This is a genomic window from Candidatus Magasanikbacteria bacterium (genome assembly GCA_021648085.1).
Classification (GTDB): Bacteria; Patescibacteriota; Patescibacteriia; order Magasanikbacterales; family UBA922; genus JAKITS01.
Genome location: JAKITS010000001.1, coordinates 952,780 through 969,675, shown reverse-complemented (window position 1 = coordinate 969,675; position 16,896 = coordinate 952,780). Strand labels below are relative to the sequence as shown.

The 16,896-nt window shown below is 32.3% G+C and carries 16 protein-coding genes and 1 tRNA gene; 6 read left to right on the top strand and 11 right to left on the bottom strand.

The window, feature by feature from the left end; translation table 11 throughout:
* Nucleotide 1: 1 nt before the first annotated feature.
* From eno to L3J07_04745, 3 genes are all read right to left on the bottom strand, one after another.
* Nucleotides 2-1,258 (bottom strand): phosphopyruvate hydratase, encoded by a 1,257-nt coding sequence (eno, locus tag L3J07_04755; protein ID MCF6277111.1) that lies wholly within the window; start codon nt 1,256-1,258, stop codon nt 2-4.
* Between the two features lie 2 nt (nt 1,259-1,260).
* A complete protein-coding gene (locus L3J07_04750) occupies nt 1,261-2,079 on the bottom strand; it encodes an SIMPL domain-containing protein (GenBank protein MCF6277110.1) in 819 nt (272 codons plus the stop codon).
* A gap of 61 nt (nt 2,080-2,140) precedes the next feature.
* Entirely contained in the window at nt 2,141-3,316 is a 1,176-nt protein-coding gene (locus tag L3J07_04745) for a phosphoglycerate kinase (GenBank protein ID MCF6277109.1), read from the bottom strand.
* Between the two features lie 122 nt (nt 3,317-3,438).
* Here L3J07_04745 and L3J07_04740 point away from each other — a divergent pair, with 122 nt between their 5' ends.
* Nucleotides 3,439-4,059 (top strand): hypothetical protein, encoded by a 621-nt coding sequence (locus tag L3J07_04740; GenBank protein MCF6277108.1) that lies wholly within the window; start codon nt 3,439-3,441, stop codon nt 4,057-4,059.
* A 61-nt stretch (nt 4,060-4,120) separates the two neighbouring features.
* Here L3J07_04740 and gap read toward each other — a convergent pair whose 3' ends face one another.
* The 3 genes from gap to rpsB all read right to left on the bottom strand — a co-directional run bounded on the left by gap (nt 4,121) and on the right by rpsB (nt 6,680).
* Nucleotides 4,121-5,119, bottom strand: coding sequence for a type I glyceraldehyde-3-phosphate dehydrogenase (gene gap / locus L3J07_04735; protein ID MCF6277107.1), 999 nt, complete (start codon nt 5,117-5,119; stop codon nt 4,121-4,123).
* Between the two features lie 152 nt (nt 5,120-5,271).
* Nucleotides 5,272-5,922 (bottom strand): translation elongation factor Ts, encoded by a 651-nt coding sequence (tsf, locus tag L3J07_04730; GenBank protein MCF6277106.1) that lies wholly within the window; start codon nt 5,920-5,922, stop codon nt 5,272-5,274.
* Nucleotides 5,923-5,951: 29 nt separating this feature from the next.
* Complete coding sequence (gene rpsB, locus L3J07_04725; protein ID MCF6277105.1) at nt 5,952-6,680, bottom strand: 30S ribosomal protein S2; 729 nt, start codon at nt 6,678-6,680, stop codon at nt 5,952-5,954.
* A 238-nt stretch (nt 6,681-6,918) separates the two neighbouring features.
* Here rpsB and L3J07_04720 point away from each other — a divergent pair, with 238 nt between their 5' ends.
* Genes L3J07_04720 through uvrA form a run of 3 tightly spaced genes read left to right on the top strand, consistent with a single transcriptional unit; the run spans nt 6,919 to nt 12,128 of the window.
* A complete protein-coding gene (locus tag L3J07_04720) occupies nt 6,919-7,689 on the top strand; it encodes a DsbA family protein (protein ID MCF6277104.1) in 771 nt (256 codons plus the stop codon).
* A gap of 1 nt (nt 7,690) precedes the next feature.
* Complete coding sequence (locus L3J07_04715) at nt 7,691-9,259, top strand: pilin (protein ID MCF6277103.1); 1,569 nt, start codon at nt 7,691-7,693, stop codon at nt 9,257-9,259.
* A 25-nt stretch (nt 9,260-9,284) separates the two neighbouring features.
* Entirely contained in the window at nt 9,285-12,128 is a 2,844-nt protein-coding gene (uvrA, locus tag L3J07_04710) for an excinuclease ABC subunit UvrA (protein ID MCF6277102.1), read from the top strand.
* 59 nt (nt 12,129-12,187) lie between these two features.
* On the opposite strand, the gene L3J07_04705 is transcribed toward uvrA, so the two are convergent.
* Nucleotides 12,188-12,607, bottom strand: coding sequence for a 50S ribosomal protein L19 (locus L3J07_04705; GenBank protein MCF6277101.1), 420 nt, complete (start codon nt 12,605-12,607; stop codon nt 12,188-12,190).
* A gap of 199 nt (nt 12,608-12,806) precedes the next feature.
* Between L3J07_04705 and L3J07_04700 the strand changes: the two genes are divergently transcribed.
* The gene (locus tag L3J07_04700; GenBank protein ID MCF6277100.1) at nt 12,807-13,133 is read left to right on the top strand and encodes a hypothetical protein; all 327 of its coding nucleotides are present in this window, start codon (nt 12,807-12,809) and stop codon (nt 13,131-13,133) included.
* A gap of 57 nt (nt 13,134-13,190) precedes the next feature.
* On the opposite strand, the gene gmk is transcribed toward L3J07_04700, so the two are convergent.
* The 3 genes from gmk to L3J07_04685 all read right to left on the bottom strand — a co-directional run bounded on the left by gmk (nt 13,191) and on the right by L3J07_04685 (nt 14,814).
* Complete coding sequence (gmk, locus tag L3J07_04695) at nt 13,191-13,754, bottom strand: guanylate kinase (protein ID MCF6277099.1); 564 nt, start codon at nt 13,752-13,754, stop codon at nt 13,191-13,193.
* 4 nt (nt 13,755-13,758) lie between these two features.
* Nucleotides 13,759-14,724: an RluA family pseudouridine synthase gene (locus L3J07_04690; GenBank protein ID MCF6277098.1), complete on the bottom strand. Its 966-nt coding sequence runs from the start codon at nt 14,722-14,724 to the stop codon at nt 13,759-13,761.
* Between the two features lie 17 nt (nt 14,725-14,741).
* A tRNA-Ile gene (locus L3J07_04685) sits at nt 14,742-14,814 on the bottom strand.
* 78 nt (nt 14,815-14,892) lie between these two features.
* On the opposite strand from L3J07_04685, the gene L3J07_04680 reads away from it, so the two are divergent.
* The gene (locus tag L3J07_04680; protein MCF6277097.1) at nt 14,893-15,618 is read left to right on the top strand and encodes a hypothetical protein; all 726 of its coding nucleotides are present in this window, start codon (nt 14,893-14,895) and stop codon (nt 15,616-15,618) included.
* 53 nt (nt 15,619-15,671) lie between these two features.
* Here L3J07_04680 and L3J07_04675 read toward each other — a convergent pair whose 3' ends face one another.
* A complete protein-coding gene (locus L3J07_04675; protein ID MCF6277096.1) occupies nt 15,672-16,895 on the bottom strand; it encodes an endonuclease Q family protein in 1,224 nt (407 codons plus the stop codon).
* Between the last annotated feature and the right edge of the window lies 1 nt (nt 16,896).

Below are 16,896 nucleotides of genomic sequence, written 5' to 3'. Positions count from 1 at the left end.
ATTATTTTAATTCACTTTCAATCTTCATCAATCTGTTGTATTTTCCCACACGCTCCGAACGAGAAAGAGAACCTGTTTTTATAAAATCCGCGTTTACTGCCACAGACAAATCTGCAATAAAAGTATCGCAAGTTTCTCCAGATCTGTGAGAAACTGAAACTTTGTACTTATTTTTCTTTGCCAGATAAATTGCATCTATCGTTTGACTAAGTGTTCCTATTTGATTTAATTTAATTAAAATTGCATTTCCAACTTTTCTATCTATTCCTTTTTTCAATCTTTTTACATTTGTCACAAAAAGATCGTCTCCAATAATAGCAACTTTTTTTCCAACTTCACGAGTAAAACTTGCCCAATTTTCCCAATCATCTTCTGCAAAAGGATCTTCCAAAGAAATAAAAGGATATTTTTTAATCCAACCTGATAAAATTTTCATCATTTCTTCTGCTTTTATCCCTATTTTTGAGCTGTTAAAAAAATATTTTCTATCTTTATAAAATTCTGAAGCTGCAATGTCTGAAGCAAGCATTACATCTTTCCCAGCAATATATCCAGCTTTTTTAATAGCTTTCATTAATAATTTTAACGCCTCCTCATTAAAAGTTAAGTTTGGTGCAAAACCACCCTCATCTCCAACGGCAGTATTTAATTTTTTCTCTTTCAATAATACTTTTAAAGTCTGAAATATTTCTGATCCGACCATTACTTTTTCTGCAAAACTTCCTTTTACAGGCACAAGCATAAACTCCTGCACAGAAAGTTTATTGTCTGCATGCCTCCCCCCATTCAACACATTCATAGTAGGTATCGGCATTACCCAAGTTTTTTCTTGAAGTTTAAAAGCACTACGAATATATTTATAAAGTGGAACTTTTTTGGAATTTGCACAAGCTCTAGCAGAAGCCAAAGAAACCGCCAAAATAGCATTTGCACCAAGTTTACTTTTGTTTTCTGTTCCATCCAATTCTATCATTAATCTATCCAATTCTCTTTGTTTACTAGCGTCCTCACCTTTCAAGAGTTTGTTGATTTTTTTATTTACATTTTCAACAGCTTTCAAAACCCCTTTTCCACCATATCTTTTTCCACCATCTCGAAGCTCCACAGCTTCATGAATTCCAGTAGAGGCACCACTCGGAACACAGGCAATACCAATAGAACCATCGACCAATAAAACCTCTGTCTCGATAGTTGGGTTTCCTCGTGAATCTAATATCTCCCTTGCTTTTACAGATTTTATATTAGTTTTTTTACTCATAATTATCTTATTTCAAACAAAACATTTATATTCATAACCACATCTGAAGTTCCAGTTTCAATATTTGGCTCAGAGGCATCCCCACCAAAACCTGACTCAAGTTTAGCATAATAAGGAACAATTCCACTTTGTTCGTACTCATTATATGAGACTACGCCAACAACCTCCAGACCTAGTGTTTTTGCAATTATTTTAGCTTTTTCAAGAGCATTTTTTAAAGCATCTTGTCGTGCTTCATTTTTATAAACCTCTGTGTCATCAATTGAAAAACTAACTCCACCAACCCTGTTCAACCCAAGCTCTCCAACCAAAGCCAGAACTTTTCCTGAATTATCTACATTTCTAACCTTTACAACCACATCTTGGTTTACAGTATAACCCGTCAATTCTCTATCCCCTTCTTTGTAGTTATACATTGGATAAACAGAATAGTCCTGTGTTTTTACATCTCTTCTTTCAATTCCCAACTCATCTAACTGAATAAATAACCTATTCATTATTAAGGTGTTTTTTTCTTGTGCCTCTACAACTGTTTCACTTTCTGAAACAATACCCATTGTAATTGTTGCTATGTCTGGTGTTACAACAGCTTTTCCTGATGCTGAGATATTTATTGTTCTTTCAGCACGATCTGCCTGCCCAATATAATGATATTTTTGGGTATTATTTCTAATCATTGTGCCAACCAACACAATAAGATACAACAGTAAAATAGCAAGAAAAACTCCAATTATTTTTTTAGTTAAACTTTTTGAGTGAGACTCACACTTATTCATTTTCATTTTTTCCAAAATTTTCGGTCCATTTTTTAAGACAGGCATATTTTTATAATTAATTTTATATGTATATTATAAACCTATTTTCCAACTCCAACAAATAAAACTATTGAAGTGCTTTCAAACCTGGTAAACTTTTTCCAGACAGATATTCCAACATTGCGCCACCGCCCATAGAAATAAAATCAATTTCTTTTTCAAAACTTAATTTTTTTATACTTTCTATAGTTTCTCCACCACCAACAATACTAAAAGCTCCTTTTTTTGAGTTTTTTACAATTATTTTTACCAATTTATCTGTACCTTCATTATAAGGTTTTTGTTCAAAATAACCCATAGCACCATTCCACAAAATTATTTTTACATTTTGCATTTTATTTGCAAATATTTTTATTGTTTCTGGTCCTATATCAAATATTCCTTCAGATTCCAAACAAATATTATGTGGATTTTCTTCTATTTTTACCACTCTAAAATCTGTTCCATCTTTTTTTCCAACAACAACATCAACAGGTAAAATTATTGTTTTTTCTTCAAGTAGACTCATTATTTTTTCATTTTCAAAACCTACTTCCAAAGAATTTCCAACCCCAAAACCTTTTTTCTTTAAAAAACTATTTGCAATCGCACCACCAACCAAAAACAAATCTGCCAAATTGGACAAACCTTCTATCAAATGTAATTTTGTTTCAACTTTTGCACCACCCAAAACTACCACAAATGGTTTTTCTGGATTTTCTAAAACTTTATTTAAATTTTTCAATTCTTTTTCAATCAAAAATCCAGCATAACTTGGAATAAATTCTGCAATTCCAACTACAGAAGCATCTGCTCTATGAGTAACAGAAAAAGCATCCAAAACAAAAACATCCGCCAAACTTGCCAAATCTTTTGCCAAAGTTCCTTTATTATCTTTTTCGTCTGGTGAAAATCTTATATTTTCTAGCATTACCACTTCCCCGTTTTGCATTTCGTCAATTCCTGTTTTTACCTCTTCTCCAAAATAATCTAAAAATTTCTTTATTTTTTTTCCAAATAAACCTGAAAATTCCTCAGCAACACCATCTAAACGCAAATTTTCATCGATTTTTCCTTCTGGTCGCCCCAAATGACTAATTATTATCACTTTTGCACCGTTTTCACTTAAATATTTTATAGTTGGTAAAGACGCTAAAATCCTAGAATTATCCACAATTTTCTTATTTTTAATAGGTAAATTGAAATCTACACGAACCAAAACCCTCTTTCCATCAATACTCTCTACTTCTTTTATAAAACGCATAAAATTCTTAAAAACTAATTACTTTAAGTAAATATACCACAATACCTTGACAAAATGTAAATACTGATGTATACTTATCTATTAGTGCTCATTACAATTTCCTTAACAATTGGAGAATAAACATGGAAGGAGTAATTTCCTCAGATAGTAATAAGGGGGAGTTTTATTTTAAACGAATAAAATTATTTTTAGATAGATTAGAGTTTGAAACTCAAAAAGATATCGAAAGAAAAAGAAACTCATTGGGGTATTTAGTTGATGAAATTAGTGGAAACACTTTAGATGATTATGAGGCATATGTTGTGTGTGGAAAATTCATCACAGATAAAAACATTGCGAATCTAATCAAAAAAATACACCCAGAACTGTTTATAGAGACAGTTCCACAAATAAACAATAGGCTTATTCAAAAAGAAAAAGCCTTTGAAGAAAAGAGTTTGTACCAACACTTTAAAGAATTAAGTGAAAAATATAATTTTACGATTTCTTTAACTTACAAACTCAAACCAAATGAAAAAGTTTTCATTGAAAATATAATAATTTTAGGAAAAGTTGAGAGAAGAATAAAGACGATTTTTTCAGCTTTTATAGATCAAATAAGAGAGAGTTGCATAGTTCCTGGGTCAAGATCAAAAAATATGCCCGAGGGAATTATAACTAACTCAAAATTTAAAAAAGAACTAAAGCTTGCCAAACATCACTTATGGCTTATTTGGCAACTTTTTCCAAGGAAAGAAAAATGAAAAAAATAAACAAAAACGGCGATTTAAAATCGCCGTTTATTTTTTTGTCTTAAAAAAGTTTTTATATCTTTTTTCCAACTCGCTCAACCATTTCTACAAGTCTGTTTGCATAACCCCACTCATTGTCATACCAAGCCAAAACTTTTACCAAATTTCCACCCACAACTTTTGTAAATTCCAAATCTACAATTGCTGAATATGGATTTCCAATGTAATCACTAGAAACTAATGGTTCATTTGATACTGCTAAAACATCTTTTAAATAGCCTTTTGAAGCATCGATAAATGCTTCATTTATTTCTTCTACCGTTGTGTCCTTTTTCAAAACTGCCACAAAATCTGTAAGTGACACAGAAAGAGTTGGGACACGGATTGAAATTCCATCAAATTTACCCTCCAACTCTGGAATTACTTTTGTAGTTGCAATAGCTGCTCCAGTTGTAGTTGGAACAATATTCATAGCCGCAGCCCTAGCTCTACGCAAATCTTTGTGTGGTGCGTCTTGCAAACGCTGATCTGAAGTATAAGAGTGAACCGTTGTCAAAAATGCTTTTTCTACTCCAAAAATATCATTTAGTACACGAATTACAGGCGCAGCACAGTTTGTAGTACAAGAGGCATTATTAATTATTTCTTTTCCATCATATTCTTCGTCGTTTACTCCACGCAAATATGTTGAAACCTCTTCACTTTTTGCAGGCGCAGAAATAACTACTCTTTTTGCTCCAGCTTTTATATGTCTTCCAGCTTCTTCGCCAGTTCTAAAAACTCCTGTTGATTCTACTACCACATCTATTTCCATTTTTCCCCAAGGTAATTTTTCTGGTTCTTTCTCTGCAAAAACTCTCACCTTTTTTCCATCTACAATCAAATTTTCCTCGTCAAAGCCTACCTCACCTACAAATTCTGGATAAGCTGTGTCGTACTTAAAAAGATGAGCCAAAGTTTTTGGATCTGTTAGGTCATTTATTGCAACCACTTCCATCTCAGAATTCTTAAGAGCCACTTTAAATGTGTGTCGGCCAATTCTACCAAAGCCGTTTATTGCTACTTTTATCATAAAAATATATACAAAAAATAATTACTCTTAGTTTATCACAATAGTATTAAAGCACAAGAAAAAAGGAAATAAATTATATAAAAATAATTATTTTTTATATTTTATAAATAAAAAAGAGACTTTCAAAAGTCTCTTTTTTAAATTCTTTATTTTTATTTTTCCATCTGTTCTGCAACTTCTGCTACAAAATCACAGCTTTTCTTTTCCATTCCTTCACCAACTTCATATCTAGCAAAACGACGCAAACTAATCTTTTCACCTATTTCAGCTGTTGCTGTGGTCAAAAGTTCTGCAATTGTTTTGTCTTCATCTTTTACATAAGATTGATCCATCAAACAAATTTCTGAATAAAATTTATTCAATTTTCCTTCCAAAATTTTCTCTATAATTTCATCTGGTTTTCCTTCTGTTCGTAGCTGTTCTCTATAAATATCTCTTTCTTTTGTTACAACCTCTACTGGAACTTCTTCGCGGTTCAAATAAATTGGAGAAGCTGCAACGATATGCATGGCAATATCTTTTGCCAATTCAACAAATTTATCATTTTTTGCCACAAAGTCAGTTTCACAGTTTAATTCTACCAAAGTAGCAATTTTATTTTGGCCATGAATGTAGCTTACAACCACACCTTCTGCAGCAATTTTTCCTGCGCGCTTTGCAGCTTTTGCTCCACCTAATTTACGCAAAATATCCACTGCTGAGTCATAATTTCCACCAGCCTCTTCCAAAGCCTTTTTACAATCCAAAATTCCTGCACCAGTTTGCTCACGAAGTCTTGAAATATCACTTGTGTTTATTGACATAGTTTTTATTTTATTTTAAGAAGTAATTATTATACAGCTTTCACAGGTTGAGCCTGTGCTTTTTGATTTTTTTCATACTCCACCTTTCCTTCTTTTACAGCATTTGCTACCAAAACTGACATCATTTTAATTGAGTTCATAGCATCATCATTTCCTGGAATAACATAATCAACCTTTATTGGGTTTGCATTTGTATCACAGACACCCACAACTTTTACTCCAAGACGGTTTGCTTCTACTATTGCGGTTTTTTCTTGTTGAACTGTAGGAGTAAATAATACATCTGGTATTTTTTCTAAAGTAGAGATACCAGAAATATATTCTTCCATTTTATCCAATTCTCTTTGTTTTTCTAAGGCTTCTTTTTTTGTATATCTTTCCCACTCACCAGTTGCTTTTTCTTCTTTATAAGTTAAATATTTCTTAATCAGTTTTTGAATTTCAGTAAAGTTTGTAAGCATTCCACCAATCCAACGATCTACCAAATAAGGTGTTCCACAGCTAATAGCAGCTTCTTTTACAATTTCTTTTGCATGTGGTTTTGTAGTTGTGAAAAGAATAACTTTTCCTTCTGAAGTCATCTGTTTTACAATTTCTAAAACTTTTTTAAGTTCTTCTTGTGTTTTTTCTAAATTAATAACATGAACACCATTTCTGTCTGTAAAAATGAATTGGTCCATTTTTGGATGCCAGCGTGATTTTTGGTGTCCAAAATGAACTCCAGCCTTTAACATTTCTTCTATACTCGGTATTTTCATAATTTCCTTTTAACTTCCTTCCTGTGTACCTTTTGAAAATGTTTTCAAAAAGAGGAAAAATACAGAAAGTGATAAATATGTTTACCAACTAATTGTTGACTCGGTAATGGCAATATTGTATTACATTTTAGTGTTTTTGTCAATAGAAATCTGTTATTCAATCAATAAAAACTAAAACTCACTATAATGTTGTTTTATTTTTTGCTATAATATAAGAAATAAATACATAACTAGATATATGAGTGGTTTTGTAGAACTATCAAAAGACAATTATATTCCAAAAAAACCTTGGTACAAAAAGACGCTAGGTATTTTATTTTTAATTTTTTCTTTTACTATTACAGCTTTAACACTTGCTTTCTTAATACTTTTAGGGTATTATTTATGGAATGTTAAGTTTGGCGACCCGACAGAGCTTACAGAAAAATTCAACAACCACTTTAGCTTTAGTACGGATATTCCTTTGGAAGCCCGTCCAGAAATTGAAGAAGATGTTAGTCAATTTATAAGAAGCTTCAACCCAACGCTTAATAATACAAACGCTCCTATCACAATTATCGCATTTATAGATTTTGAATGCCCGTTTAGTCAGGAATCTTATCCTATACTTAAACAGGTAGTCTCAAAATACGACTCAGCCATAAATGTAGTATTTAAACACTTTCCACTTACAAGTATTCATCCAAATGCAGTTCAAGCTGGGCTTGCTTCCACTTGCGCGCAAGATCAGGGAATGTTTTGGGAATATTATGATCTGCTTTTTATAAATAAAAAGTTGGATTATGAATCTTTGGTAAAAAATGCAGAAGATTTAAATTTAAATATTTCAATTTTTCAAAACTGCCTAACAAAACAGGTGCACCGTGCAAATATAGAACAAGACTTAAAAGATGGTGTTAGTTTAGGTGTAAGAGGAACTCCAACCTATATTGTAAACCAAACAAAACTAGAAGGCACTACAAACTTGTCTAGTTGGGATTCTATAATAGTAAGTGAACTACAAAAATAATATGAAAAAAATCATTATTGCTTTAAGTATTTTATTTTTATTTGCACCAATTTTTGCAAACGCACAAGTGGATAGTAAATGCTTTACAAAAGAACAGTGCGTACAACTACGAACACAATATAAATCACAAACCCCAAACGAAGGTTTTTTTGAAAAACCAGATCCAAAAAATGGTTGCGGAAAAGTACCGGTTGGCTCTATAACTGGAACACCGGGAGAGGTTATGGGATTTTGTCTGCCAGCATCCGAAACAAAGACTCAAGTCAAATTTGGTGGAAGACAAAATTTTGCAAATATAGGTGATTTCTTGAAATATATCTATAAATATGGTGTAATGGTGGCTGGAATCTTGGCAACACTTATGGTAATCGTTGCAGGATTTCAATGGGTTGCGTCTGGAGGAAATGCAGCTACAATTGGTTCAGCCAAAAAACGCATATTTGGAGCAATAATAGGATTAGTTTTGGCAGTTGGTTCTTTTACACTTTTGGAAACTATAAATCCTGCACTTGTAGAATTGCGTTTACCAAATGTCTGGATGATAAATAGGATTGCTTTGGGTGCAAACTATTGTAGTTTAATTAAAACCCCAGTTGCTTTAGCACTTCCAAAAAGTCAAAAACAACAACTTTTACTTTTAAAAAGTCAATCTACAAGTGCCTTAACGCCAGAAGCAAAAGTACTTGCAGAACAAAGAATTACTAAAGAAGAACAACGCATAAATCAACTAAAAATAGATGGATTAAATAAAATCCAAACTAATGGATATAATGTTGATCCACAAAAAACAGAATGTGGTAGCGATTATTTTGTACAAGGAGCAGGAAGTTCAACTTGTGTTGGTGCTATATGTAGTGAGAGGAATAAAGCGTGTGTTCCGTTTGATACAAATATAAATAATTTCATACAAACAGGAATACACAGAGTTCATGAAAAAATTCCTGAAAGTGCTTGTTGGGATGGAGTTTTAATAATGCATTATAAAGTGGAACAATCACTTTGGGAGTTGGCAAAAAGATCCACTCTTGAAGATGTTGTAACTTTGGAGCAATCCGACAATGGAGATGATAGATGGTTGGAAGATCCATCAAACCTTAGTGGGGATGAGGACTATCAAATGACTGTGAGAATTTACCCTGTTTGTGAAGGAGAAGTTACAGGAGATAATTATAAAGAAGTTACACCAGAATTTGAAACTCTCAACTCATCAAATTCCTTTTACGAATATGTTTTGAAGTTTAAAGAAAGTATGTTTGTACAGGCTGCAGTACAATGTCCGTCTGGTAGTAAAGCATACGGATTCATGATAATGAATCAAATTAATATAAATTTAACACCAAAAGATGCTTATATTTTTGTAGTAAAATCAGGTGACAGAACTGCATCTGCACATCTTTGGTGTGAAAAACCAGGAAGTTGGCAAAATAATGTTATACCAATAGAAAGTGTAATAGGAAATTCTCAAAAAAGTTTATTTTTAGAATTAACAATAACAGAAAGTTTAATTTCGCAAACATATAGTATACTTGATGATTCTGTGAGAGACGTACCTGGTGACACCTGTAACTAAAACAAAAAGTCAGAAAAAACAGATTATGAAGAAAATAAACAAAATAAAAATTAAGAACGCAAGAGTACACAATTTAAAAGATGTGTCGGTAGAAATACCAAAGAACAAATTAACAGTCATCACAGGACTTTCTGGATCAGGAAAGTCTTCTTTGGCTTTTGATACTATATATGCCGAAGGACAAAGACGCTATGCAGAAAGCTTGAATTCTTATGCGCGTCAATTTATGGATGTAAATGACAAGCCAGATGTGGATGAAATTTTGGGACTTTCCCCTACTATTGCAATTGATCAAAAAAATAGCAGCACAAACCCACGCTCAACAGTGGGAACTATAACAGAAATTTACGATCATTTACGATTACTTTTTTCAAAAATAGGAATTCAGTATTGTCCCGAAACAAACCATTGCGTAAAACAATATAGCTCCGGAGAAATTGCAGAACAAGTACGAAAGATAGCGCGTTCTGGCGATGAAATTATAATTTTAGCTCCAATAATTGCACAAAAAACAATAAAAGCAAAACAGCTTTTGCCAAACTTAGAAAAATCAGGTTTCAACTCACTTCGCGTAAATGGTGTTCAAATGAGTCTTTTAAGTTTAAAGAGATATAAATTTGAACCAAAAAAGCTTTATGATGTAGAGATAGTAATTGAAACAATTAGCGATATTAAAAAACAAAAGGTAGTAGAAGCTGTAGAAAAAGCATTAGATCTTTCAAATGGATCTTTGATAGCATTGAACCTAGAAACAGGAGACGAAAATTTATATACAACATTCCCATTCTGTCCAGAATCTGGAAAAACCTTTGAGTCTGTTGAGCCAAGAAGTTTTAGTTTCAACAGCCCGCACGGAGCATGTAACCGCTGTACAGGACTTGGATATACTTTAAATGTTGATTCATCCCTAATAATTCCAAACCCTCGCCTAACTTTGGCAGAGGGTGCTATTCAACCTTGGACCAGAATTGTAGGAAATCAAACTTATTACCAAAAATTGTTGAAAGTTGTTTCTGAAAAACAAAAATTCAACATAAACAAACCAGTAAAGGACCTTTCAAAAAAAGTAATGGACTTGGTTTTATATGGCACAGATGGACAAACTTATCAACTGGACAGCAAAGTTGTTCGATTTGAAGGAGTTATTCCAAACCTAACCCAACGACACGCAGAAACAGACTCAGAATATGTTCGTAAAGAAATTGAACATTATATGAGAGAAAGTGTCTGTCCTATTTGTGAAGGAAGAAGACTAAAGCAAGATTCACTCGCTGTACGAATTGGAGACTATTCCATTAGTGATATTGTAGAAATGGGTATTGGGGATGCTGTAACATTTTTCAAAAAACTGGTGGATCCAAAAAAATATGACGGCATTCCAACTTTTACAAAAAATGAAAAATTAATTGCAAATCCTTTACTAAAAGAATCTACAAAAAAATTAGAAAATCTTCAAAAAGTTGGGTTATCCTATTTAACTTTAGACAGATCTTTTGCCACACTTTCAGGTGGTGAATCACAAAGAATTAGACTTTCTAGTCAACTTTCAACTGGATTAAATGAGGTTATCTATGTCTTGGACGAGCCCTCAATTGGACTTCACTCAAAAGACAATGACAAACTAATAGACACTTTAAAAGCATTACGCGATAGTGGAAATACTGTAATTGTTGTTGAGCACGACCGCGCCATAATGGAAGCTGCGGATTATTTAATAGACATTGGACCTGGGGCTGGAATTTATGGTGGGAAAATAATGGCAAAAGGAACACCAGAAGAAGTTAGTAAAACAGATTCACTGACTGGTCAATATATGGCAAACCGCGAAGAAATCCCTATTCCAAAAAAACAAAACAAAGGAAATGGAAAAAGTATTTCTATTCAAGGTGCGACAGCATTCAATCTAAAAAATATTGACGTTGAAATTCCACTTGGAAAATTTGTATGTGTGACCGGTGTTTCTGGATCTGGAAAATCCACTCTTATTTCTGGAATTTTATCCAAAGCTTTGCATAAACATTTTTATAGAGCAAAAGCAGAACCCGCAGCTCACAAAAAAATCACAGGATTCAACCATATTGACAAAGTTATCACAATAAACCAAAGTCCAATTGGTCGAACTCCTCGTAGTAATCCTGCAACCTATACTGGAGTTTTCACAGCTATTCGCGATCTGTTTACAAGCGTACCAGAGGCCAAAATGCGTGGCTACGATGCTGGAATGTTTAGTTTCAATGTAAAAGGTGGTGGAAGGTGTGAAGCTTGTTCTGGTGAAGGTTACAAAAGAATTCCAATGCAATTCTTAAACGATGTGTTTATAGAATGCCCTGAATGCGAAGGAAGAAGATACAACAAAGAAGCTTTGGAAATTCACTACAAAAGAAAAAATATTGCAGATGTTTTGGCAATGACAGTTGAAGAAGCATATTTATTCTTTAGAGAAATTTCAAACATTGCAGACAAATTACAAGTACTACGAAATGTTGGGCTTGGTTATCTGCATTTAGGACAGCCTGCAACCACACTTTCTGGTGGTGAGGCACAAAGAATTAAACTGGCAACAGAATTATCAAGAAGAGCAACAGGAAAAACTTTGTATATTTTGGATGAACCTACAACAGGACTTCACTTCGAAGATATCAAAAGACTACTTCATGTGTTGAACGAATTGGTAAAAAAAGGAAATACAGTTCTAACAATAGAGCATAATCTAGATGTTGTAAAAAGTTCTGACTGGGTAATAGATATGGGACCAGAAGGTGGAAAAGCTGGAGGACAGGTTGTAGCTGTTGGCACACCAAAAGAAATCTCAAAAGTGAAAGAAAGTTGGACAGGACAATACTTGAAAGCAGAGGTTTTCAATAGATAAAAAATCTAACAAAATAAAAAACTGACGCAATTTACGTCAGTTTTTTATTTTTAATTTTCTTATGTTTTTACTTCAGTTTCCATCTTTACTTCTTCTTTTGGAGCTTCTACTTTTTCTTCAACCTTTTTTGCAACTTTCTTTGCTTTTTTTGGTTGATCTTTTCTGACCTCTTTCAATTTCTTTTTGTAATTTCTCAAGTAGTATGCTCTAGATTGATCAACTTTCATTGTTCTCACTAATTCAATTTTTTCTACTATTGGTGAATTTATTGGGAAAATCTTTTCTACTCCCACACCATTTGAAATTTTTCTAACTGTCACAGTTGCTCCAACCTCTCTTCCATGTTTTGTAGCTAATATGATTCCTTCAAAAACCTGGGTTCTTTCTTTTTCTTCACCTTTTGTGTTAGTTTCTCTAATTTTTTGGTAAACCTTTACGATCATTCCAGAACGCAATTTACTGCGAATATCTTCTGACATATTTTAAAATTATTTGTGAGCATTTGCCCACTTGCGGAGAGGTTAAGTTTTAATACCCAACATCACTAAAAATGTAATAATGGAACTAGTTTACACCAATTCATTGAAAATGTCAAGGAAAAGATTGACTTTCTAGCTTAAAAGTGGTAATATTTTATAAAGTTCATTTCAACATACAATCAAAAGAAAGGAGTTTGTAATGACAAATTTATCCAACCTACTTAAGCAATCTACAGAAGACCCAGAAAATATAGAACTCTTAAAAAAGCTTGCACTGGCGTTAAACAAAAAAATATCTTCTACTTCAAAAAACTATTTAATCTTCGATCTTGGAATTTCAGGATTAGCGAGAGTAAATATAAATAGAGACTTTGTACATATATTATTAAGAAGAGTAAAAAACCCTATCAACATTCTATGTTATGAGCTCATTGTTACTATCAATGATAGTCGCTATACATTGACTTTTGAAGGTCGTGCACATTATGAAAAAATTGAAAAACAAATAAAAGATTTCTACAGTTAAACACAAAAGACCCAAACGGGTCTTTTTTTATTTATAGAAATATTACCAAACATCATTTCATTTCCTCAAAAATTCCACTATTTTCTCTATCGTTTCTTCCAAATATCCTTCCTTATTTACAACCTTAAAATTATATTTTTCTGACTCAGCTATCTCATCTTTTGCTATTCCCAGTCTCTCTACTATTTCTTTGGCTGTGTGCCCACCTCTTTGCATAATTCTATTTCGCAAAACTTCCAAAGATTCCGGAAGTAAAAATATCGAAATATGATCTATACCCAATTTATCCAAATTATTTTTTCCATTTGTCTCTGTTGGTAAAAAAGAAAAAGCGTATTTTTGTTTTGATTCTTCCAATTTTGACTTTTCTGTACCATAATAATTTCCTGAATAAAAATTGTATTCAACAAATTCATTGTTCCCAATCTTCTCTTCAAATTTTTCTTTTGAAACAAAAAAATAATCAACTCCTTCCTGTTCACTCTCTCTTTTTGGTCGCGATGTCACTGTTATTACACGAGCGGAATTTGGAATTCTCTTTATCAACTCTTTTAAAATTGTAGTCTTTCCGCCGCCAGATGGCGCAGAGATTACAATTATTTTCCCCTTATTCTCCTCCATAAGATTATCTTAGTTTATTTAAAAAATTTTGTAATTTTTCTGGAAGTTCAGATTCAAAAACAACATATTTTCCACCAAAATCTTTAAATCCAAGTCTTGCTGAATGAAGAAAAAGTCTTTCCAATTTATCTTGTTTTTTGAATAAATTTTTATTGAAATATATATTGTCGCCAACAACAGGATGGTTGTATGCATACATATGAACACGGATTTGATGTGTTCTACCAGAATAAATTTTTATCTTCAAAAAACTAAACCTACCGAATCTTTTTTCTACCCAAAACTCTGTTTTTGCTTTTCTACCTTCTTGAATATCTCTTACAGTTCTCAAAGTTAACTTCTTCAAAGTTGGACGCGATACCATTCTACCATCTCTCCCTCTATCTATTTCAAAATCAATTATTTCTTGGTCTGTCTCTATAATTCCATAAACCAAAACCTTATAAATTTTTTCTACCTCTCTATTTTGAAATTGTTTTTTTAGATGTTCATACATTTTTTGATTTTTGGCAACTACCAAAAGCCCAGAAGCGTCTTTGTCCAAACGATGAACAATTCCAGGACGGAGTTTACCTTCTCCAACACCTTTTAATTCTGGATATTTTTCTAGTAAAATTCCAGCCATTGTCACCTTTTCCAAAGCTTCGGTTGGGTGTATCAAAAGTCCAGCTGGTTTTTCTACTACTAAATAATCCGACTCTTCTTTTATAATTGTTACATCGAAGTTTTCCTCTTTTTTAATTTGTACCTCACTTTTTCTTTCCTCTATTTCTTGAAAAGTTATCTCATTTGCAGAAATTAATTTTTTTCCAGCTTTTACTATTAGCTTTCCATCCACCAAAACACCACCTCTTTTTATCATTTTTTCTATTTGTGAACGACTAATTCCCAATTTTTCACTCAACAAAAGGTCGAGACGCTTCTTTTTCGACTCTTCATCTAAAATAATTTTTTGATTTAAGGCAGGCATTTGTAGAAATTAATTTGTGCGCCTGGATGGGATTGAACCATCGACCCCCACGTTATAAGCGTGGTGCTCTAACCCCTGAGCTACAGGCACATTTATGCAATAATAATAGCAGATTATTTATAAAAAATCAAGGATATGTTATAATTATACCAGAAAACTATTTTTTTTATGAAAGATACGCTTAGCAGTTTGATAAAAATTGCAAAACAAAAAATGAAGCACTCATCTGACTCTATACACGACCTAGAACATGTCAAAAATGTTGTAAATCATGTTAAAACCTTCAGTAATGATCTTCATTTAAATTCAAAACAAAAAAATGCACTAGTTTTGGCAGCGTGGTGGCACGATGTGTCTAGAACAGTTCCAAACAAAACTTCTTTTATTTGGATGCCTTTTTTAGATGATATTATTTCAGCTTTAATGCTGTGGTTTTTTACGTTAAAATATAAACTTTTTGGTGAGCTAGCTGGTACAAGTATAAAATTAATTCTGTGCAAAAGTCTTGGAACTGGAGCATTTTTTACAAAAATATTATTCAAGAAAAAAAATAGATTTTTGGTAGATTTACTAAAAGACGCAGACACTTTAGATGTACTAGGAATAGAAAGAATGAAAAAGACATTAGATCTAGTAGAAGAATCAAAAATTTACTATTTTGGCTATAAAACAGCAACATGGTGGTTTATATCTAAAAATAAACTAAAAATGAAAACAAAAGTTGCACAAAAATATTTAGAAAAATTAATCAAACAATTTATAGCTTGGGTTTCCAGCAAAGAAGTAAAAGACTTTTTTGAAAAAACTTTTGGATTAAAATGGGCAGACAAAATGCTAAGCAATATAAATAGAATATTAGATACTTTAATTCTTACAGGTTTAAAAACTACTTAAAAATAAATTGAAAAAATAGAGTAAATTATTACTCTATTTTTTATTTACAAAAATTATTTAACATTAACTTTTCCAAACTCACCATCATATCCAGGACTTAAAACAACCTCACCTTTTCGTACTTTATCCACAGCTTTTGCAATGTTATCCCCAGCGACCATGTGGATATCTTCTATTTTTGCATCCAAAAGAATAAAAAATTCACTACCAATATTCTCAATTAAATTATCATATTCTTTTTGTACAGTTTTTGTGTTCACACCTCTTCCCAATACACCAGACAAAATTTCTGGAAGTGGAACTATACTTTTATATGGAATTTTATTTACTTTTTTTGCCTCATTTTCAGTTCTGTCTGCCAATCCTACAACTCTATTTAAAACACCGATTATCAGAGATTTTTTACATTTTGGACATTTTCCTTTTAACTTTTTAGTCTCTTCTGGTTCACAAAAAAATCTGCAACCCCTATGACCGTCCACATGATATTTTCCTTCCTCAGGATAAAATTCAATAGTATTTAAAAATTTTGTTTTATCACCTTCTTGAATTATCCTTATTATTTCTTTGTAAGTTATTTCAGATTCATTTTTAAATTGAAAAACATTTGCCTCACGCCCAAGTTTTTGTAGGCTGTGTGCATCTGAATTTGAAATTAAAGTAATATTATCCAAAGCAGACAAACGCCAATTCATAGCAGGGTCACTAGAAAGCCCGGTTTCAATTGCATTTATATGTACTGACAACTCATCAAAAGCTTCTTCTAACGAATTGTAGCCACCTTTTGAACCAAATATACCAAACCATGGCGTCCAAGCGTGTGCTGGAATCATAACCATTCTTTCGTCCACCTCCAACATCAATTTCAAAATATCTTTACTTGGAATTCCCAAAATTGGACGCCCATCAGATTTTAAATTAAACCCCTTTTGTTCAAGAGTTTTATTAAATTTTTCTGCAATCTCTATGTTTGGAGCAAAAATTAGCAAATGTACTCGTCTAGTTTTTCCTTTGTGTTTTTTAATTGAAGAAACTTCAGTTCCCAAAATAAATTTAGTTTTACTTTTTTTATTTTTTAATTTATACACACCAACCGAGCTTTCTACCAATTCATTTTTAATACTTTCAAACCATTTTGGGTGTGTAAAATCTCCTGTAGCTACAATATCGATTCCACGAATTTCACAAGCTTTTGCAATTGTTGAAAGCTCTAATCTTTTACTACAAGCACGAGAATATTTGGAATGAATATGTAAATCTAAAATTTGTTTTATCATA